This is a genomic window from Chryseobacterium sp. GW821-FHT04C04 (genome assembly GCF_059420365.1).
The window spans coordinates 488,150-507,893 of the sequence record NZ_JBWKTO010000002.1 but is presented as its reverse complement, the minus strand read 5'-3'; the positions used below and the strand labels follow the sequence as shown (position 1 = coordinate 507,893).

Below are 19,744 nucleotides of genomic sequence, written 5' to 3'. Positions count from 1 at the left end.
CAATTTACCCCATGGAATGTGAATTTCTCTCAAAAGTTTTTATATATTTAGCGACCGAATAATTCATTCAATGAGCAACGAAAATAAAACAGGACAAAACGAGACTTTAGTTAGAGGATTAACAAATCGACACATTCAATTAATTGCCCTTGGAGGTGCCATTGGAACCGGGTTATTCCTGGGAATCGGGCCGGCTGCAGTATTGGCTGGGCCATCAGTAATTTTAGGCTATGCGTTAGCTGGGATTATCGCCTTTTTTATTATGCGTCAGCTTGGTGAGATGGTTGTTCAGGAACCCGTATCGGGAAGTTTTAGCCACTTTGCCTACAAATATTGGGGAAATTTTCCGGGGTTTGCTTCCGGGTGGAACTACTGGATTCTCTATATCCTGGTAAGTATGGCAGAACTTACCGCAATAGGGCATTATATTCACTTTTGGTGGCCCGAAATTCCGCTTTGGGTTTCCAGTTTATTCTTCTTTGTAGTGATCAATGCGCTTAACTTGGCTTCCGTAAAGGTATACGGAGAAACAGAATTCTGGTTTTCTATCATTAAAGTAGTGGCAATTATTGCAATGATTATTTTCGGGATATATCTGTTAATAAGTGGTACAGGAGGAGAAAAAGCGACAATTACCAATTTATGGAATGATGGTGGATTCTTCCCTAAAGGATTATTTAATAAAACAGAAAACGGATATTCGGGATTATTTTCAGCGATGGCAATGATCATGTTCTCTTTTGGTGGATTGGAATTGATTGGGATTACAGCTGCAGAAGCAAAAAATCCGGAAAAAACAATTCCCCAGGCGACCAATCAGGTGATCTATAGAATCCTTATTTTCTATGTAGGTGCTTTGGTTATTTTATTTGCATTAAGCCCTTGGAGAGATATTACAGAAGGATCAAGCCCGTTTGTAATGGTTTTCCAAAACCTGAACGGTCTTGAATTCAGTCTTTTTGGTAAAGTCATTCAGTTCAATACATTAATTGCGAATGTTCTTAACCTGATTGTTTTAACAGCGGCTTTATCGGTGTATAACAGTAGTGTTTACAGTAACAGCAGAATGCTTTTTGGATTGGCTCAACAGGGTAATGCTCCAAAATTCCTGAAAAAACTGAATAAAAACTCTGTTCCTACCAACGCAATCATTATTTCTTCTTGTTTTGCCGGGATCTGTATTATCATCAATAAGCTGGTACCGGAAAAAGCTTTTGAATATTTAATGGCTTTGGTGGTATCTACCTTGATCATTAACTGGCTGATGATATGCTACACCCATTTGAAGTTTAAAAAATCAATCAATGCATCAGGAATTCATTCAAAATTCCCATCTATATTTTATCCTGTATCCAATTACATCTGTATTGCGTTTTTGGTTCTGATTTTAGGATTGATGAGTATTACAGGAATGGAAATTCAGGTGATTCTGATTCCTGTATGGATTAGCTTTTTATTCGTAATGTACAAATTGTACAAACCGAAATAACAATATAAAAACAAATCTAGATATGTTTTGGAAAGGTGAAAATTAAATGATTTTCACCTTTTTTGTTTTTATTTTCTGTAACTTGGGAGTAAGATATATTTTCAAATTATATCATCTTTCTATCGTTTTGGTTTGCTAAACAACGACTTTTACCGGATCTTCATATGTTGTTGAAGAATAATTTGAAATCGGAAACAGGAGATATTATCACTTGTATTTATTTTCCTTTGTATGAATAGAATGTCAATTTAGGACAAGATTTGCTTTTTTGATACGCGTAATTTTGCATCATAAATCATTACAATGATGAATTTATGATGTGAAACTTCAAAAAACAAATAGAATGAAAAATATACTTCTCCTCATCTTATTACTCCCTTTTTGTGTCAAGTCACAAATTTCTATTCAGGCTTATGGTGGAAATAAAGAGACTGAACTTTTGGGAATATATAATAAAGATTTCAGTGGTAAGTGGAATTATTTTGCTTCAGGAACCATTAGCTACAACTATGATTCAGGGAAAGTAAGTCCTGAGCTTTATCAGAATCTTAATTATGGAATTATAAAGAACCTTGGTGTTTCTGCAGGCGTTCATATTTCAGAGAAAGATATCATGCCGTCTGTAGGATTGGCGTATGGAAAAGAAAATGATGTTTTCGCCATCAATGTATTTCCTGCATTTACCTATTCTACTGATGCGAAAGAATTCGGATTTGGGCTCTATACTTTATTGGAATATACTCCAAAAATCAATGATAACTTTAATCTTTACAGCATGTTGATCGTAGAATCCGATTTCAGTTATAAAGAACATCAGTCCAGCAGTCAGGTTATCCGTTTAGGAATAGAAAATAAGAAAAAAATGCAGTGGGGAATCGGAAGTAATATTTCCCAGACAGGAAGTAGTTTTGAAACCGATGTCAATTTCGGTGTATTTATTGGAAAGAAATTTTAATGATATGAAAAAATTATTCACACTCACTTTTGTATTGAGTTTTATATTAAGTATGGCACAAACAAATTATCATTTTCCCGAAGAATCTTCGCGGCATGAAGGAACGTGGCTGCAATGGCCGCATCACTATCAACATGGGATGACGTACCGCAAGAGGGTAGAGCAGACATGGGTAGATATGACAAAAGCCCTTCAGTCAGGGGAGAAAGTTCACATTATTGCTTATAATGCAGAGGAAAAAAATAGAATTATCCGTCTTCTGGAGGAAAATAAAGTTCCTATGAAGAATGTTGATTTCAAAATTTATCCTACCGATGATGTATGGATCAGAGATAATGGACCTATTTTCGTAAAAGATAATAAAGGAAGTGTTCTCATTGAAGATTGGGGTTTTAACGGCTGGGGCGAGAAATTTGATTTTGAAAACTGTGATGCAATTCCACAAAAGCTTGGCAGTGATCTTGGAATAAAAGTAATTGATCTGAATAAGGAAATGGTCAACGAAGGAGGTTCTGTGGAAACGGATGGGAATGGTGTTTTAATGGCTTGTAAAAGTTCAGTAATCAGTCAGAAAAAAGGAGCTACCAGAAACAAAGATATTACTCAGAAAGAAGCTGATGAAATGTTTGAAACGTATTATGGAGTATCCAAAGTGATTTGGCTGGACGGAGTAACAGGTTTAGACGTTACAGATATGCACATTGACGGTTTTATGAAATTTATTAATCATAATACCATGCTTACCATGAAAGAAGAAGATCTTCTTGAGCTGGGACTTTCTGAGAAGGATGTCAATACACTCTATACCGCAACCAATGTAGACGGAAAAGAATACAAAAAAGTTTATGTGCCTGCTACCAAAAACAAAGTGAGAACAGCGTACGGAAAACAACTGGAAGAAAAAGGCTCTTATGTTAATTATTATGTAGCTAATACCGTAGTACTTGTTCCTAATTATGGAGACCCTAATGATAGAGTTGCCAATAAGATTATTCAGGAGCAGTATCCGGATAGAAAAGTAATAGGAATAGATGTAAGAAATCTATATGAAAATGGAGGAATGGTGCATTGCGTTACGCAGCAGCAGCCTGCCGGAAATCTGACAAAATAAATTCATAGAATTAAGCGATTTTTTTATGCATCAGGTGAACTCAATTAATTAGATTGGCTTCATCTGATGCTTTTTTTATGAAAACAACTCTCAGAATCTGGCTCACTTCTTTGTTTTTTTGTATCTTAGTAAGAGATTATATTTCAAATTAAGGTGAAAAATTATAATCTGTTTGAAATCTCCTGCGGGTATGCCGAAAACCGCTATCAAGAGTAGGCAAAATAAAAAAACACACCTATGGCAAATTTGTTTCAAACGCTTACTAACACAGTAAAGCATTGGTACATTCCGTTAATTTTTGGAATCATTTTTCTGATCTGTGGATTTTATGTATTCAGTGTGCCGCTTGCAACGTATGTAACCCTTTCAATTTTTTTCAGTGTTTCATTCCTATTCTCCGGAATTACGGAAATATTCTTTTCCTTACAGAATAGCAAATCCCTGCAGGGATGGGGCTGGTTTTTGGTAAGCGGATTATTGACTACCGCAATTGGGGTTTATCTTATTGCAAATCCTCAGATTTCGATGACCGTACTTCCATTTGTGATTGGATTTACTTTACTGTTTCGTTCCTTTCAATTGCTGGGTTTTGCTTTCGACCTGAAAAGTATGAAAATAATGAGTTGGGGAAATGTAGCCCTTGCCAGTGTTGGAGGAATTATATTTTCTCTGTTGCTGATATTCAATCCCGTGTTTACAGGAATTTCATTAGTTACCTTCACAGGTGTTTCCTTTATTTTTATGGGAATAGCTTCCATTATGCTGGCCCTGGATTTAAGGAAAATTAAAAAAATTCCTGGAAAAGTAAGTCAGGAATTAAGAGACAGAATCCAATCTATCCAGGAGGAGATTGATGAGCTTAAAAAATAATAAACCGTATTTTCTGATATAAAAGGCCTTGAGAAGGGTCTTTTTTTTATTTAAAATGACAAAACTGAATTCACATTATTCCCGTTCCAGATATAAATAAGATTAAAAGGATCAGCCAGATAAAATACATCATCAACAAGAAATTTATACTCATGTCTACCTTTCGGGATTTCAACCTCTGCATACCAGTATCCTTTTTGCTTCTCAAGAACAATTGGTTTTTCTAGCCATTGGGTGAAACTTCCGATAAGCTTTACATTTTGAGCACCCGGCCAGGCGCTGACTTTAAAAATAACCTTTCGGGAATTTCTTTTTCCATACAAATTCGCCAGGTAATCATCCGGAAAATCCTGAAGTACAGAACGAAAGTATTTCTGCGATTGTATAGAATCTCCTTTATATTGATAGGCGATGGCGAGCCAGTCATTAATCAGCATGCTTTTATCCGTTTTCTTTTTCAGATTTTTAACAAATGTGATGGCATCATCGGTTTTATGTGTTCGGATAAGATCTGCTCCAAAATAAATAGCATCATTATTTTTAAAATTATAGATCTGCTGTGAATTTTTAAATAAAGAAGTGTAAAGACGGATGGTTTCGTCAATCCCTTTACGCTGATAAATGGAACTTAAAACGGGTCTGATATTTTTTGGAAAATATTCCGTAATGTCTGAAGAGTGTTTTCCTTTTTTCAGCTCTTTAGCCAATTTGAATCTGACAGGTGTGGTAAAATCTCCCTTTAAGTAAACCATCATTTCCTGCTTTTTCAGATTAATAGTCATTGAGTAGTTGGTTATAATGTCGCCCGGTTCTCTTTGTGCAGTTTCTGTCAGTATGTGGGTAATATTCTTTTCAGTAAAAGAATGAGACTGAGCCAGAAGATCTGTGGATGTTTCTCTTCTCCAGCAGGCTTCCCGGTGTCCATTAGCAATGCAGTAATTAGTGAGTGAAAAATTTGGGGTAGTTTTCGTAACAATATAATTGCCGTGGATGGTAGCGTAATCTCCGGAAGAATCAGCAATGAATAATTGAGCTGCAGATAGTTTTAATAAATTATAGGGAGCTATAAGCTGAAGAGCTTCTTTTACACTTTTACATTTTTTCAGAATATCATTTACTATCTCCTGTTCTCTATTTATTTTGGATGAATTAACAATTACAGGAATATCATCAATTGCAGTATAATCTAAAAAAAGACCGTGTTCATTCATTCCTCCCTGAGGATATTGCCACATGATATCATTATATCCGTCATGTTTTTCAGACCACAGCATATATCCCCATGATTTTTCTTCCTTGGGAATATACCAGAATCTGTATTTCATATCTGGGCTCTCATCCTCATTATTGCCTATCCATACATTTTTACCGTCATTGGCTAAAAAAATAGTACAGGCATTTATTGGAATGAAAGTGCTTACTACCAAAAGGCAGATATATATTATTTTGGTTTTCATCACTTTAAAGATAATTTTTTTTGATAAATGCTTAACAACCTTGTTATTATTTTTTTATAATAAAAGAAGCGGATTACCCATTTTAAAATTTTAGAAAGTGAAATGAAAAACAAAAACCACCCTTAAAAAGGATGGTTTGTAGACCCACAGGGATTCGAACCCCGACTGACGGTACCAAAAACCGGAGTGCTACCGTTACACTATAGGTCTGCTTTATTTTGGTGTTGCAAATTTATATATTTTTTTCTTATTTACAAATATCTTCTTTCAATTTTCTGCTGTTTACCTTAAAAAAATAGATTTTTACTCCCATAACAATTGATGTATAGATAAAAACAAAAACCATCCTTAAAAAGGATGGTTTGTAGTCAAAAGCGAACAAATGTCGAACCAAATAGTTGAAGACCTTATAGTTCTATCAAAGCTAACATCATAAAAACATATTCGTAATTATAGTATTATTCTAACTGATTTGCCATTATATTCGGTCGTATTTTGAGCATATTATCAGGACTCGTTATAAATTTCCGTTCGGGAAATAAGTAATAAATTTATCATCTTTTAATTCATTTCTTCTGTTTTCACCTCAATATCAATTTCTTCAAAATCATCAGGAGTTTCCTGAATGGGAGTTTCGAGCTTAACGCCATTTAAATAATAGGTTAAACCAAGATATATCTCTTCACTAAAGAACATTCCATCTATTTTTCTTCTAAATACTTTACCTGCTTCAGCGGTAATTATGTTACCTTCTATATTCATTTTTATTCGATTGGGAAAATTCGTGCGGCATGATAGCTCCAGCTGGTTGCTGTCTTGTAAGCATTTACACTACCTGCCGGTACATATATTTTTATTAAATCATTACTAGGATCATTACACAATGTTTTAGAAATAAGGGTTGGCGGAATTACGGCCAAAATTGTTAATTTCAAATACTTCCCATTTAAAGCACCCATAACAAATGGTCTTGTTTCAATATATTCAATTGATGCAGGGAGTTTTACTTCAAAAAATGGTGTAACGATATTGGCAGGAGGAGGAATAGAATCAGCTCTTATTATTGTAAGTGCAGTCCATTCTGAAAGATCATAAGAAGTCAATTGTACATCATTTTCATCCTTCATCGGACTATAAGCAGATTCAAACAATAAATTAGCTTTTATCTCTTTTAAATATTTAAAAGAGATCTTATTATCATCTCCTGATTTTACATAACATCTTGTAAGAACATAAACACCTAATATTTTAACATTTTTGAACCAACTAATATCCACTTTAATATTCCCCAAGCCTCCATCTCCAATTTCTTCAAGATTTTCAAATGGATTGGTTGTATTAGCAATACTTGGTGCTACAAAATATAATGGAAAGGCATTAGCTCCTATTTTTTTTATGTTAGGCGGGAAAATAACATTCGGCCCAAAGTTAATGCCATAAAATGCTCTAAAGCCTATTTCTTCGAGGCTGGTAAAAAATCTAAACTCAGGAAAAGCATTAGAAAAAGCAGTATTATAACTTGGATTAACGGAAGCATTAAAAGCATTATCATCAATCTTAGTCACAAGTCGAGCTTCGGAAAAGCTGAGTTCATTATCACCATTTTTATCATACTTCTCTAAAATTAAAGTTTTTCTTGTTGCACTAGAAAATTGGATAAATTCAGTAACATTTTGGAATGTAAAATGAAAATCAGGCCAATTGTTCTCCATAAAAACTTTATCATCAGCATAAATCGTTTTGAAATTCCATGTACCCTCTACCACTGAATGAGAGAGCGTATTTCCACTATCATCTATTCCTTTGGCAGTGATAAGCTTATAAAAAGAATCACTATTATCACTGCTTCCTATAAGATTATTGACACTAATTCTACTTATTTTTGTTAAATTATTGACAATAGCAGTTACATTTATTTTTGAACAGTTTTTAATATAAAGCGTTGTAATACTGGTGGGTGTAAAAAATAAATTTTGATTGGAAATAAAATTTTGATTGTCTAAAATAAGCGTGTTTGCCACTGTAGGAAGTACTAATAAATTTAGTAAACCACCTTTTGGCAGTAAAATAGCTGAAACACCAGTTCCTGCCGCATACACGTTCTTTATTGATGTACAGCCTGATAAATCAACAGCCTGCTTAAGATTAGGACAATTTGAAATATCCAACTCTTCCAACAACGTATTATTTCCCACAAAAAGGTTTCTCAAATTTTGATTAGAATACCCCACCACTTGGCTTCCTATTCTTAATCTTGTTAGATTCATCGCTTTTGAAACATCTAAAGTACCAAGATACTTTCCTGACAAATCTCCAAGATCTTTAATTGCAGATGCACCATAGATAATGGTTTCTGTGTCGTTAAAAGTAATCGCCGGAGCTTGAACTAAGGATGAAATATTTTTTCGCAATCGTGCCCTATTGATGTAAGAACCAAACTTAATTTTCGTATACCCATCTTTCTGAGCCGTTAATAAAAAATTAGCATTGGGAGGAATTGCAGGCGTGCCCGAAGGTGTATAAAGTCTCATCGTGATATAATCAGATGAGAAAGTAGAGGTGTCATACTTTCCGTCCATATATCTGAATCTATTTAATAACCAATAATTCCTGTGCGATTTTCTTGAACCTTGTGCTGGATATAAGTAACTTCCGTTCCCGGCTACCACCAAAGGATCTATATATTTATATTTCGCATCTTCATTAAAAATACTTTCCGCCCATTGGTCAGATTCTAATGTGTTAAAATAAGTGTTGCACTTATCATAAGTCAGAATTCCTGAAGTTCTCATTTGCTGGTATAATGTGGTAATTTCAGTATCAAAAGCAACTTCAACCAGTTTCCAAAGCTCTGAAAGCGCGCCATTCCAGACAAAACCACTTCCTACTTCGTCGTGAGCTTCCACCCAATAATCATACACATTGTGGCCCTCGTTATTAAGACCTAAAACCGTGTCATTATCATAAAATATAAGATACCAACGGTTGTTTCCTTGCGCATCCGGATACATCGCAAACATCTGATTTTTAGCGCGCTGATCAACCATTGCAAAAAACTCAGTGAATACATAATAAAACAGTAAAAACTGAATATTAAAATGATCTGGAGCCTCGGTTTTGAATTTTGCAGGATTATTTTTGCAACTCACAATCCATGTATGCAAAGCTTCAAGATTCGAAGTATCTTCATTATCTTCCGGATATCTTCCCTCAAAATCATTCTTCCATAAATGCTTACCATTTCCGTCTACACTTTGAAAATCTGTAGCAATAAATAATGTATTATCTGACGTATTGTTTAAAAATTCCCAGCATTCCTGGCCACCTGTAAAACCTGTCGTTGCTTCATTCGACTTATCATTGTTAAAATTATATTTCCCTAAGAAAATACGCTCCGAGTCTGGTGTCGCTCTGTGAAATATAAGCATTGGAAACCCGTCCATCGTAGTACGGATGTTAGGATCAATTAATTGTGGTGGAACTAAATAACCCAATTGATTCAAAGAATCTTGTGCAAGCCTCGCCAAACCAATGTTGTGAGAACCTGAAGATTCCATGAAATCGGCTTTAAAAGTAAATGTCTTTTCAGCTAATGAACTATCACGAAGCTTATACTTGGAAGAAACTAATTCGCCATTTTTAAAGCCTCCATTAAATTTGATTTTAAAGTTTTTTCGGGGATAATATTGTGAGGATGTACCCTGAACGTCAACACTCGCATTTACATAAGAAAACGATTTTGTAGGATCTTGAGCATTTTCATATGCTCCAACAATTGTTTTTTTATCGCCTTTATAAGTTGGCAGATCTCCAACGATAGTTAAACATGGAATTGATTGTAAACATTTATCGTAGGACAAATTTCCGAACGCATCGTACAGTTTATTTCTCTCGTAAATATTGACTTTTTCAACCAGGTTATCCATGTCAGCGATGTAATTTGACAACATCTGATCGGCGTTCAGATTATTATTATAAACCCGAATATTATATAGATTAATAGTACAATCACTGCTTCCAATGGTAATGTTTTGAGGAGCTTGTTGTAAAAAGCTGTCTAATGAATTATACTGATATAATGAAGATATAATTCCATTGATATACACAAATACCAATCTTTGATCTGCAACCTTTGTAACGACTACACTTACACGGATCCTTTCCTCTTCTTTAAAAAATATGGATGTACCGTCCTGCTCAGAACTAAACGCAAACGAATTTGAGGTAGCAACAAATCCAACATTTCCATTTTTGCAAGAAAAAATAATACTGTCACTGTTTTTTATATCTGAAGTTGAAAATTCAAATTCTAATGTTTTACCACCTGTTTTAAAATCGTTATCAAATATTTTAAAAGGAATCTCAACCTTTGCATTTCCGCTGACTTTTAAAGCCACAGAACCCTTTGAATCTTGAATCCAACCATTGGTGCTGAAATCAAAATCAGTAAGAGTACATGACAGGTTTTTGTATTTCCACTCGTTTTTGTTAATCTCTGAATTGCTTCTGTTTCGACTGCTTAAAAATAATTCCAGGCCTAACGTTTCGGCTTCAACTTGAATATCGAAAGCAGTTACAACTACTGAAGTATTTTTCGTGACACTGCCACATTTAAAAGTTACAGTGTGCGCACCTGAGTCCGTAAATGTATAGGTGAACTTCTGCAAACTTCTATTTACTACCAATTCTGAAACCTTCACTCCGTCGACCAAAATCTCAACATCGCTATAATTTGATGATGGTGAATACACCAGATATTCAATCGAAGCTGGAGCATATTGATTAGCAACAACATTATTTGCTGAAGAAACCAGAGGTGTTAAATTACCAGCAACAACACTGATAATATCTGTAAATAAGTGATTGCTTTCAATGATCTCTCCTGACAGATCAGCGGTCATATACACCTCTAAAATATGAACTCCGTGAGACTGTGCAGGAATTTCATAAAGAAGCTCTTTGTTATTTATGGAAGTAACTACTGGCGGAAGATCTGATCCATTTAATTTGAAATGAATCGTCTTCTCGACATTCCCGGTTGGAATATATCGAAAAATGATTGGTCCCGAATTAATAGTGGTCTTGTCGTAGGTAGTACTTAAAGCAAGTGCTATTGTTTGAATATCATATTTTAATTTCCTATTATTTCCATAACTATCGGTGATACTAAGCGTTATTGTATTGTCTCCCGCCAAAATATATGGCGTGATATCTATATCATTGGCTCCCTGCTTAATATTTTTATTGAATAGGATTGTGTTTCCTTTTAAAATACTCGCAGTTCCTCCGCCAGTCTCACTACCATCAACGCTGTCGATGGATGACCACGAAAAAACTATTTTAACTTCACTTCCAAATGATTTTACGAATGATGCAGGTATTTCAGATTTTGCGCGGAAAACAATTCCATTGCCTCCTCCGTTTCCTCCACCAGTTCCATATTCACTTTCTGACTTTTCTCCTAACGCTGAATATGCAATCTGTTTAATGATTTTTCCATCTTCATTTTTAATGAAGAACATCACAGGATAAATGAAGTTATCTGCAACTTCTTTATCTGATCTTTCATAATTTGTAAAATAAATTCTTCCTGTATATCTCATTTTAATCTTCTTGTGTTAAATCAATAAAACCATCTGTTCCACCTCCAGGCATATTAACCTCCAGAACAGACCAAACTAAACCGTCAAAGGAAATTATCCCGAAATTTTCAATCTTAACTCCTGAAGCATTTTCGTAAACTCCACTCCCTGCCCAAAACCATTTTGCTGATCCAGGCTTAACAATAATATGATCAGTAGGCCTTAAAATTCCTCCAAATGAAGAATTTACTCCTGAACCTTTAAGCAATTCTATCTGCTCCCTGTTTTCTTTGATATAGTCTACGATTTTCTGAAGCTTATCAAGATTATCATCATTCGAGGTTAGTATTTCGTTGATTTTTGCAGTCAGCTCAAGCATTTCATGATCTTTTGCCTGAAGTATATTTACAATTTCTTCAATTTGCTCCTTTGTATAGACATTTCCGGTCTCTTTACCATCGTCTATAGTGGCTGCTAGTTTGATTTTTAATTTTTCTTTCCATTCTTCTACATTTCTAGCAGTAAGATTGGATGCATCAAGTCTTGCGAGCACTAAATTATGTGCGCTTTCATCTTGCAGATGATTTGTAAAAGTTGTGCTGGATACCGTTTTTTGAAAAGTTTCATTTAAACCCGTTACCTCATCCATCTTAATATTTTCATCTAAATGACGGAATGAAGAAAAGGTCTGCTGAAACTGATTTTCTGTGGGTATATCTCCCTTTTCAAACCAGCTAAATATTGTTTTTAATGGTACTTTCATTATTATTGGAAATTAGTTTTTATAAAATTGATGATTTGAGGGAAAGTTTGTTCCTGATAGACTTATTGTAGTTAAATAGAATTCTATTTCTTTTGAGTAATTATTGATTTTTGCCCTCTTTTATCGTACTGTCAATTAGTGAATTAGTAATAGAGTTACAACTTAGAAAACATATATTTTCGCAATGTTTTTTTTGTAATTTATTTTAAATCAACTACATTCTTTTACATTTTTTCTATGCTGTTTTCTTGGTGTATTTTTTTGATTCCAATGATCATTCACATTCTTTAGAGTGCAAATTTCATTGTTTTTTAGTCCTTATAAAAGTTTTTTGACCTCGCTGTTCTGTCATTGCAGTAACAAGTATTTTTAACAGAGATAAGATAGTGTGAATTAATAATCAATTCACGATAAATGGACTCGTGAATATTGTAATCGTAGCTATATATTTTTATTGGGAAGTGATTTGAAATAAGGAACCAGATTTGAGTTTGATCATTTTTTTGATAAAGCCACCTATCTTTATCTGGCTCTAAGTTTTTATAATTTAGTACCTAGTTGCGATATATGTAATTCAAATCTAAAAGGATCAAATCTATTTAACTGGGATGAACATTCGTCCATTTATAGAAGGATTTCAGAAGATATACTTTTTTCTATAGCTCCAAAAAATATTGATTTCGTGAATGGTAAAAATAGTGCTTATAGGGTTAAATGTAAGAAAAATCAATTGAGTACTTGATGATAAAAAAATAAAAGCAGCAATTAGAAATATTACAATCTTCAACCTATCAGGTTTATATAATATGCACAAAGATTACATCAACGAAATTATTCAAAAGTCCCCAATTTATAATGAAGATTATATTAAAAGGTCTCTTTAAAAAATAGTAAGGAACACTTTTTAGTAGCGAAAATGGTGTGAGAAGAATAATTTCAGTGAATTATCTGAAGGAATCTGATTTTTCAAAGAAAACATTGTCAAAATTGACGAGAGATATTGCAGAATCAAAATAAAAACTTTGCATTGAAAACCCATTTAAGCGACCCTTAATTCTAATCTGTAAAGAACAGAACATTTTTTCTATTCAGATGAACTCAACTTTTTGCTGGGTCCACAACTTTTGTGACGGATTCAGTATCTCCCTTTTTTATTTTTCAAAAGAGAACAAAAAACAAAAACCATCCTTAAAAAGGATGGTTTGTAGACCCACAGGGATTCGAACCCCGAATGACGGTACCAAAAACCGGAGTGTTACCGTTACACTATAGGTCTGTTTTATTTTGGTGGTGCAAATTTACATCTTTTTTATTTATATACAAGGATTTTTGATTTTTTTTTTAAATTTACTGTGGATTTTATTTATGGAAAATATGCTGATAGACTTCAATAATCTCAATATTAATAATTTATCATTTAATACTGAATTTGAAAAAAAAGTGAAAATTTTTCTCGAAGAATGGTTTTCAGAAAAAACAGGGGTGAATGTACAGACTTCAGGCTCTACGGGCATTCCTAAAATTTTCGAAATTGAGAAAAAGAAAATGATCAATTCGGCAGTGATGACATGCAATTTTTTGGGATTGGAAGAAGGTGATACTGCATTACTCTGTCTGCCTGTAGAATATATTTCAGGGAAAATGATGATTGTCCGTTCTATAGAAAGAAGATTGAAATTAAGAATTACAGAACCTTCTCTGAAACCTATTGAGAACTTAGAGGAAGAAATAGATTTTTGTGCTATGACTCCACTTCAGGTAGAAAACTCATTGGAAAAACTTCATCTGATTAAAAATTTAATCATTGGTGGGGCAGCGGTTTCAGAAAGTCTGAAAAATAAAATTCAACAAATGAACCTCAGTACTTCAAACCATATTTTTGAAACCTATGGAATGTCGGAAACGCTTTCTCATATTGCTTTAAAACAATTAGTTCCGCAGCAGGAAGATTATTTCACAGCTTTTGAAAATGTATCCATCTCGTTGGATGATAGGGGATGCCTGAAGATCTTTGCCCCAAATGTGAATGTTTCTGAATTGCAAACTAATGATTTAGTTGAAATTAGAAACGGTAAACAGTTTAAGTTCCTCGGAAGAATTGATAACGTTATCAATTCTGGAGGAGCAAAAATTTTTCCGGAAACCCTTGAAGTATTGGTGAAAAAAGAACTCCCGAACGAAGCTGTATTTCTCGGCTTACCGGATGAAAGCCTGGGGCAAAAACTGATATTGGTAATAGAAGGAGGGGAGTCAGATGAGGTGATCAGGAAAATTTCGGAAATACCATTTGAGAAAAATTTCCATAAACCAAAAGAAATTATTTTCATTAATGAAATTCCCCGAACACCAAACGGAAAAGTAAACAGAATAGAACTGCATAAAAATATAAACATAGATCTCTAGCATGTATCATGATTCTTAGCTTTTGGCTCTTGAATCTTGACTTTTGATTCTAAAAAAATAAAACAATGAAAGACTTTTCAAAAGAACTCAGTTTCAAAACTTCCCGCAGCAGCGGAGCAGGAGGGCAGAATGTCAACAAAGTGGAGACTGCTGTTACTGTACTTTGGAAAGTAGATGCCTCGGATTTTTTCAACGATGACGAAAAAATACTGATTCAGAATAAAGTGAAAAATAGAATCAATGCAGAAGGTTTTTTATTTCTGACGGTTTCCGAAAGCAGAACCCAGTTGATGAACAAAAATAAAGCGATTGAAAAAATAATTGAAATCGTCAACAAAGCGCTCATCGTTCCTAAAAAAAGAACTCCAACAAAACCTTCAAAAGGTCAGAAACAGAAAAGATTGGATAGCAAGAAAAAGATTTCGGATAAAAAAGAAAACAGACGTTTCAGGTTTTAAACTTGTTTCTCCCGCAGAAAACTTTATTTTTGCGAAAACTTTTAAAACCATGATAAAAAAATTAATAACACTTGGGGTATTCTCAATCTCCATCATATCTTTTGCTCAAAAATTTTCTATCAGACCTTCCGTCGGCTATGCATGGAGAACAGCAAAAACAATTTCAGGGCTTAGCAAGGAAGAAAAAGAATATGTAAAAGATCTGAAAAGTGGGTTGAACTTTGATATTGCAGCCCATTATGAGGTGAGTAGAGGGCTTGCGTTTGGTTTGAAATATTCTCACTACGGTGCATCCAGTGACGGGTTTATGCTTGGATATGTAAATGGAATGCCAGTTTCTGTTCCTGTGACCACAAAAGATAATATTACATTTTTCGGATTCTCCGGACTCATTTCAAATAATCATTTACCTACAAGACATAAAATATTTGCAGATGTGGCGCTGGGAGTAATGTCTTATACTACAAAAACAGGAAATGTGAAAGGTACAGGAAGTACTTTAGGGGCCGAAATAGATCTTGGTTATCAATATCAGGTCAGCAAGAATTTCCTGATAGGACCAAAAGTAGGATTAAGTGGTGGTACACTGAATAAAATGAAGTTCAACGGGGTAACATACAAATTTGATGATGATCAAAAAGAAGGTTTGCATAGAGTTACTTTAAGTGCAGCCGCTACATTCCGTTTTTAAGTGCTATATTTGTAAGGATTACAAAATACTCATAATAATGGCAGCAACAATCTCTTTATCAGCAGGAAGCCGACAATCAGGATTGTTGCTGTCATTACTTTATCTTCACACAGATTCTTTTCTGAAAAGTTCTAAGGACTTTATCAATTAAGCCCTGTCAGGATTCAAGACAGGGAATCACTCCGGATTTTTATTATTGTTTTTTGCAGTTTTCTATAGAAGGAGGCTGTTGTCATATGCCTGGATTCTACATTGGATCGTTAGGGAATAACTGCATTTTAATTAAAAAAAATTGAAGAAAATGTCCAATCATATTATTGTAACTACGGGAATTTACGATGCTATAAAAGATACACTCAGAAGAAAAAAAGTGAGCATCGGAGAAGAAAAAAGACTTACTGAAGAACTTAGAAAAGCAAAACAAGTTTTGAGAAGAGATCTTCCAACTGACATTGTAACGGTTGACAGGAAAGTAACCTTAAAAGATCATACATTAAATTTTGAACACGAATATATTTTTGTGCCTTCCACCAAAGAAAAGCTCAAAAAGAATAAGCACTCCATACTGTCGGATATTGCCCTTGCAGTCGTAGGATATAAAGTAGGAGATGTTATTCACTGGCCTTTCAGAGACGGAGAAAGGAAAATCGAGATTATGAAAGTGGAAACCTGGGAAGGATAACCTTTTGAATATTATTGAGTTAAATTACAATAGGAAAGCGTGGCTCATTTGAGCTGCGCTTTTTTATTGTAATGTGTTGGGAAACGCAAGGGCGCAATTTTTTTAAATACTAAATAGTTGTAAGGCGCAAGGATTTTATCGAAGATAAAATTTTATACTGTATAATTTTTCTCACGCTGATTTTGCAGATAATATAAAAACCTGTGTGAGCTGTGAGAAAATGATACTTTCCCTTGCTGAAAATCTTGGATTTTCTTGTGCCTTAAAATTTTCACAACGCATGAAACTCTTTGCGCCTTCGCGTTTCCAACAAATGCAATTTAACAAATGATAAAAAAAGATCCCTCTATGGTACTTTCTTGAAGTGCTTTGACTGCATTCCGTTTTTAAGTTTTATCTTTGCAAAAATTAAAAAAATGAGCAAACCGATAACTGAATTCATAGAAAAGTATTACCTGCACTTCAACGCAGCTGCATTGGTGGATGCTTCTAAAGGATATGTTGCACATCTTAAAGATGGCGGGAAAATGATGATTACTTTAGCAGGAGCAATGTCTACTGCTGAATTGGGGAAGATTCTTGCAGAAATGATCCGTCAGGGAAAAGTAGATTTTATTTCTTGTACAGGGGCGAATCTTGAAGAAGATTTAATGAACCTTGTGGCACACTCTCACTATGAAAGAGTTCCTCATTACAGAGATTTAACTGCTCAGGATGAGTGGGATCTTTTAGAAAGAGGTTTAAATAGAGTTACAGATACATGTATTCCTGAAGAAGAAGCTTTCAGAAGATTACAAAAACATATCGTGGAGATCTGGAAAGATGCAGAAGCTAAAGGAGAAAGATATTTCCCGCACGAATTCATGTACAAAATGATCCTTTCAGGAGTATTGGAGCAATATTATGAAATTCCTAGAGAAAACTCTTGGATGATTGCTGCTGCAGAAGCAAACTTACCAATTGTAGTACCAGGATGGGAAGATTCTACAATGGGTAATATCTTCGCTTCTTACTGTATCAAAGGAGAACTTACAGCTACTACAATGAAATCAGGAATCGAATATATGACTTATCTTGCTGATTGGTATACTAAAAATTCAGGAGGAAAAGGAGTTGGATTCTTCCAGATTGGTGGAGGTATCGCAGGAGATTTCCCGATCTGTGTAGTACCAATGTTGTATCAGGATATGGAAATGCACGACATTCCTTTCTGGTCTTATTTCTGCCAGATTTCTGATTCTACAACATCTTACGGTTCTTATTCAGGAGCAGTGCCTAATGAGAAAATCACTTGGGGTAAACTGGATATTACTACACCGAAATTCATCGTTGAAAGTGATGCGACAATCTGTGCACCATTGATGTTCTCTTATATCTTAGAAAATTAAGGATACAATTCTCAAAAGAGATTACAATATCAGCGCTTCAATTCATTTGAAGCGCTTTTTTATTTCTTTGGAAAAAATAATGTAAAACTATTTAAACCATTAAGAAAGTGAAAATAATAAGAATAATTAAGTTTCATCTTTGATGAAAAAATAAAGCATGCAGCTACATAAAATAACTTTAGCTATTTCCCTTAATATTCTTTACAACTTAAATGACCTTAACGGTTCAAATAAGTGGTATGTAGTTTCTCACAGATCAGCCAGATCATGTGAGTAATCTGTAAAATTTGCGTGAGATTAAATAAACTATGTAGGATACAATTTTATCGGAGATAAAATCCTTGCGCCTTACAACATTTAGTATTCAAAATAATTTTGCGCCTTTGCGTTCTCCAAAAACACACATAGGCATTTGTGAAAATCTATGTAATCCGTGGAAAAGAAAAAAATCAATCCAACGAATTCACCAGTACAAAATAACGATACGCCAGAATTCCCTTTTCAACCTTAGTCAGATGATTGGGATCTTTCTTGCTCAGCTTCGGGAGAACTTTTTTATTGACTGCATTCAACAGCCTGAAAAATGATTTTTTCATATCTTTATCTTTTAATGAAACATCATCGAGACTGTAATAGTTCAAAAATGATGCAAAAAAGATAGCCAGCTAAAAACAATAAAGGAATATGGACGAAATTTTCAAACAACAGGTATACGAAGTGGCAAGGCTTATTCCCAAAGGAAGAGTATCTACTTATGGTGCCATAGCAAAAGCAGTGGGCTATCCTAATCATTCCAGACATGTCGGAAAAGCAATGGGAGGATGTCCGAAAGATGTTCCCGCGCACCGTGTTATTTCCAGTTCAGGAGTATTATCTGTCCCGGAATTTCAGCCAAAACTTGAAGCTGAAGGGATTACTATTGAAAACTTTAGAATAAAAAATTTCAAAAAACTGTTCTGGAATCCGTTGGAGGAATTGTAAATTTCAAAGAATTTTTTTAACGCAAAATTTTCATTTGTTTTCTTTACTATTTTAAGGAAGCAAATTTAGAATCAATAGAATGGATTCTTTCTAAGCGAAAGTATTATCCCAAAGCTTCATCAGCGAAAAAATCGCTACTCTTTGTCTCCTGAAATAAAGCACTCGAATTACTACCCCTTTGCGTTGAAATTTAATCTTAGTATAAAAAAAATGTCACTCCATAATTTAATATGAGTGACATCTATATTTTTTACAGTTTCAAACCGTATTATTTTCTTCCTTTTGGGAGACCTTTTAGTTCATCTTTCAGTCTTTCGTTTTCCTCTTTTAATAAAGCAATGTAGTTTTGTAGGTTTTCAATGATAGCTCCCGGAATATTATCATAGTTATTCTGATTGGTAATTACTCCCGCAGAAGAAGATCTATCATTAAATACAGGATGATCATTATTTACAATTACTGTAGCTTCCTCTTCTTCATAAATATCTTCAATCGGCACGTCCAGAAAACGGGCAAGTTTGTCCCATTCATCCTTTACGATCCTCACATCACCGCTTTCTTTTCTGCTGTAATTAGATACATCTGTGGCAATAAAATCAGCTACCTGTTGTTGTGTGTAGCCTTTTTGCTTTCTGATGACGCGTAATTTTTCTTTTTGCATGACCGACATTTTATACAAAAATGGCAAAAAAGCATAAGCTATACAATAAAAAGTAGAAAAAATATAGAATAGAGGAATGAGGGCTAAGGTAAAAAATGAAAAAGGTTTATAATATGCATGCTGTGTATATTAATTGTTAAAAATTTTCTTTGAACCAGTTGTTCATTTCATAATAACTTCCGATTGAGCAAAGATTATTTGGTAAGAGACAAGACTTAAACCTTATAGGTTTAGATTAACTATTGGTGATTTT

Annotated in this window: 16 protein-coding genes and 2 tRNA genes; 10 read left to right on the top strand and 8 right to left on the bottom strand. The window is 34.2% G+C overall.

The genetic code is table 11. The features are described from left to right. Positions 1-70 precede the first annotated feature (70 nt). The 4 genes from AC07UM_RS08435 (at position 71) to AC07UM_RS08420 (ending at position 4,425) form a co-directional block, all read left to right on the top strand. Positions 71-1,489: an amino acid permease gene (locus AC07UM_RS08435; RefSeq protein ID WP_494682049.1), complete on the top strand. Its 1,419-nt coding sequence runs from the start codon at positions 71-73 to the stop codon at positions 1,487-1,489. A 343-nt stretch (positions 1,490-1,832) separates the two neighbouring features. Then, positions 1,833-2,444 carry a hypothetical protein gene (locus tag AC07UM_RS08430; protein WP_494682048.1) on the top strand — a complete coding sequence of 204 codons (612 nt, stop codon included), beginning with the start codon at positions 1,833-1,835 and terminating at the stop codon, positions 2,442-2,444. A gap of 4 nt (positions 2,445-2,448) precedes the next feature. Continuing rightward, positions 2,449-3,555: an agmatine deiminase family protein gene (locus AC07UM_RS08425; protein WP_494682047.1), complete on the top strand. Its 1,107-nt coding sequence runs from the start codon at positions 2,449-2,451 to the stop codon at positions 3,553-3,555. Between the two features lie 237 nt (positions 3,556-3,792). Continuing rightward, positions 3,793-4,425, top strand: a complete 633-nt coding sequence (locus tag AC07UM_RS08420; RefSeq protein WP_494682046.1) for an HdeD family acid-resistance protein — start codon at positions 3,793-3,795, stop codon at positions 4,423-4,425. A gap of 50 nt (positions 4,426-4,475) precedes the next feature. Here AC07UM_RS08420 and AC07UM_RS08415 read toward each other — a convergent pair whose 3' ends face one another. The 6 genes from AC07UM_RS08415 to AC07UM_RS08390 all read right to left on the bottom strand — a co-directional run bounded on the left by AC07UM_RS08415 (position 4,476) and on the right by AC07UM_RS08390 (position 13,503). Further along, positions 4,476-5,882, bottom strand: coding sequence for a hypothetical protein (locus AC07UM_RS08415; protein ID WP_494682045.1), 1,407 nt, complete (start codon positions 5,880-5,882; stop codon positions 4,476-4,478). 139 nt (positions 5,883-6,021) lie between these two features. Continuing rightward, positions 6,022-6,092, bottom strand: a tRNA-Gln gene (locus tag AC07UM_RS08410). A 351-nt stretch (positions 6,093-6,443) separates the two neighbouring features. Beyond that, positions 6,444-6,644, bottom strand: a complete 201-nt coding sequence (locus tag AC07UM_RS08405; protein WP_494682044.1) for a hypothetical protein — start codon at positions 6,642-6,644, stop codon at positions 6,444-6,446. Between the two features lie 2 nt (positions 6,645-6,646). Beyond that, positions 6,647-11,485: a CotH kinase family protein gene (locus AC07UM_RS08400; RefSeq protein WP_494682043.1), complete on the bottom strand. Its 4,839-nt coding sequence runs from the start codon at positions 11,483-11,485 to the stop codon at positions 6,647-6,649. Between the two features lies 1 nt (position 11,486). Further along, positions 11,487-12,227: a hypothetical protein gene (locus tag AC07UM_RS08395; RefSeq protein ID WP_494682042.1), complete on the bottom strand. Its 741-nt coding sequence runs from the start codon at positions 12,225-12,227 to the stop codon at positions 11,487-11,489. 1,205 nt (positions 12,228-13,432) lie between these two features. After that, positions 13,433-13,503, bottom strand: a tRNA-Gln gene (locus AC07UM_RS08390). A gap of 98 nt (positions 13,504-13,601) precedes the next feature. Between AC07UM_RS08390 and AC07UM_RS08385 the strand changes: the two genes are divergently transcribed. From AC07UM_RS08385 to AC07UM_RS08365, 5 genes are all read left to right on the top strand, one after another. Then, positions 13,602-14,630 (top strand): AMP-binding protein, encoded by a 1,029-nt coding sequence (locus tag AC07UM_RS08385; protein ID WP_494682041.1) that lies wholly within the window; start codon positions 13,602-13,604, stop codon positions 14,628-14,630. Between the two features lie 65 nt (positions 14,631-14,695). Beyond that, positions 14,696-15,088 carry an alternative ribosome rescue aminoacyl-tRNA hydrolase ArfB gene (arfB, locus tag AC07UM_RS08380; RefSeq protein ID WP_494682040.1) on the top strand — a complete coding sequence of 131 codons (393 nt, stop codon included), beginning with the start codon at positions 14,696-14,698 and terminating at the stop codon, positions 15,086-15,088. A gap of 49 nt (positions 15,089-15,137) precedes the next feature. After that, positions 15,138-15,779, top strand: a complete 642-nt coding sequence (locus AC07UM_RS08375; protein WP_494682039.1) for a hypothetical protein — start codon at positions 15,138-15,140, stop codon at positions 15,777-15,779. Between the two features lie 301 nt (positions 15,780-16,080). Continuing rightward, positions 16,081-16,461 (top strand): GreA/GreB family elongation factor, encoded by a 381-nt coding sequence (locus AC07UM_RS08370; RefSeq protein ID WP_494682038.1) that lies wholly within the window; start codon positions 16,081-16,083, stop codon positions 16,459-16,461. A gap of 416 nt (positions 16,462-16,877) precedes the next feature. Then, entirely contained in the window at positions 16,878-17,849 is a 972-nt protein-coding gene (locus AC07UM_RS08365; protein WP_103234154.1) for a deoxyhypusine synthase family protein, read from the top strand. Between the two features lie 449 nt (positions 17,850-18,298). On the opposite strand, the gene AC07UM_RS08360 is transcribed toward AC07UM_RS08365, so the two are convergent. After that, positions 18,299-18,445, bottom strand: a complete 147-nt coding sequence (locus AC07UM_RS08360; protein WP_185097866.1) for a hypothetical protein — start codon at positions 18,443-18,445, stop codon at positions 18,299-18,301. 88 nt (positions 18,446-18,533) lie between these two features. Between AC07UM_RS08360 and AC07UM_RS08355 the strand changes: the two genes are divergently transcribed. Then, positions 18,534-18,830, top strand: coding sequence for an MGMT family protein (locus tag AC07UM_RS08355; RefSeq protein ID WP_124535005.1), 297 nt, complete (start codon positions 18,534-18,536; stop codon positions 18,828-18,830). A 268-nt stretch (positions 18,831-19,098) separates the two neighbouring features. On the opposite strand, the gene AC07UM_RS08350 is transcribed toward AC07UM_RS08355, so the two are convergent. Then, complete coding sequence (locus AC07UM_RS08350; RefSeq protein WP_494682037.1) at positions 19,099-19,491, bottom strand: helix-turn-helix transcriptional regulator; 393 nt, start codon at positions 19,489-19,491, stop codon at positions 19,099-19,101. Between the last annotated feature and the right edge of the window lie 253 nt (positions 19,492-19,744).

Bases quoted from the DNA above. Each gene is read 5' to 3' on its own strand.
- AC07UM_RS08435 (WP_494682049.1), top strand. From the start codon at position 71: ATGAGCAACGAAAATAAAACAGGACAAAACGAGACTTTAGTTAGAGGA.
- AC07UM_RS08430 (WP_494682048.1), top strand. From the start codon at position 1,833: ATGAAAAATATACTTCTCCTCATCTTATTACTCCCTTTTTGTGTCAAG.
- AC07UM_RS08425 (WP_494682047.1), top strand. From the start codon at position 2,449: ATGAAAAAATTATTCACACTCACTTTTGTATTGAGTTTTATATTAAGT.
- AC07UM_RS08420 (WP_494682046.1), top strand. From the start codon at position 3,793: ATGGCAAATTTGTTTCAAACGCTTACTAACACAGTAAAGCATTGGTAC.
- AC07UM_RS08415 (WP_494682045.1), bottom strand. From the start codon at position 5,882: ATGAAAACCAAAATAATATATATCTGCCTTTTGGTAGTAAGCACTTTC.
- AC07UM_RS08405 (WP_494682044.1), bottom strand. From the start codon at position 6,644: ATGAATATAGAAGGTAACATAATTACCGCTGAAGCAGGTAAAGTATTT.
- AC07UM_RS08400 (WP_494682043.1), bottom strand. From the start codon at position 11,485: ATGAGATATACAGGAAGAATTTATTTTACAAATTATGAAAGATCAGAT.
- AC07UM_RS08395 (WP_494682042.1), bottom strand. From the start codon at position 12,227: ATGAAAGTACCATTAAAAACAATATTTAGCTGGTTTGAAAAGGGAGAT.
- AC07UM_RS08385 (WP_494682041.1), top strand. From the start codon at position 13,602: ATGCTGATAGACTTCAATAATCTCAATATTAATAATTTATCATTTAAT.
- arfB (WP_494682040.1), top strand. From the start codon at position 14,696: ATGAAAGACTTTTCAAAAGAACTCAGTTTCAAAACTTCCCGCAGCAGC.
- AC07UM_RS08375 (WP_494682039.1), top strand. From the start codon at position 15,138: ATGATAAAAAAATTAATAACACTTGGGGTATTCTCAATCTCCATCATA.
- AC07UM_RS08370 (WP_494682038.1), top strand. From the start codon at position 16,081: ATGTCCAATCATATTATTGTAACTACGGGAATTTACGATGCTATAAAA.
- AC07UM_RS08365 (WP_103234154.1), top strand. From the start codon at position 16,878: ATGAGCAAACCGATAACTGAATTCATAGAAAAGTATTACCTGCACTTC.
- AC07UM_RS08360 (WP_185097866.1), bottom strand. From the start codon at position 18,445: ATGAAAAAATCATTTTTCAGGCTGTTGAATGCAGTCAATAAAAAAGTT.
- AC07UM_RS08355 (WP_124535005.1), top strand. From the start codon at position 18,534: ATGGACGAAATTTTCAAACAACAGGTATACGAAGTGGCAAGGCTTATT.
- AC07UM_RS08350 (WP_494682037.1), bottom strand. From the start codon at position 19,491: ATGCAAAAAGAAAAATTACGCGTCATCAGAAAGCAAAAAGGCTACACA.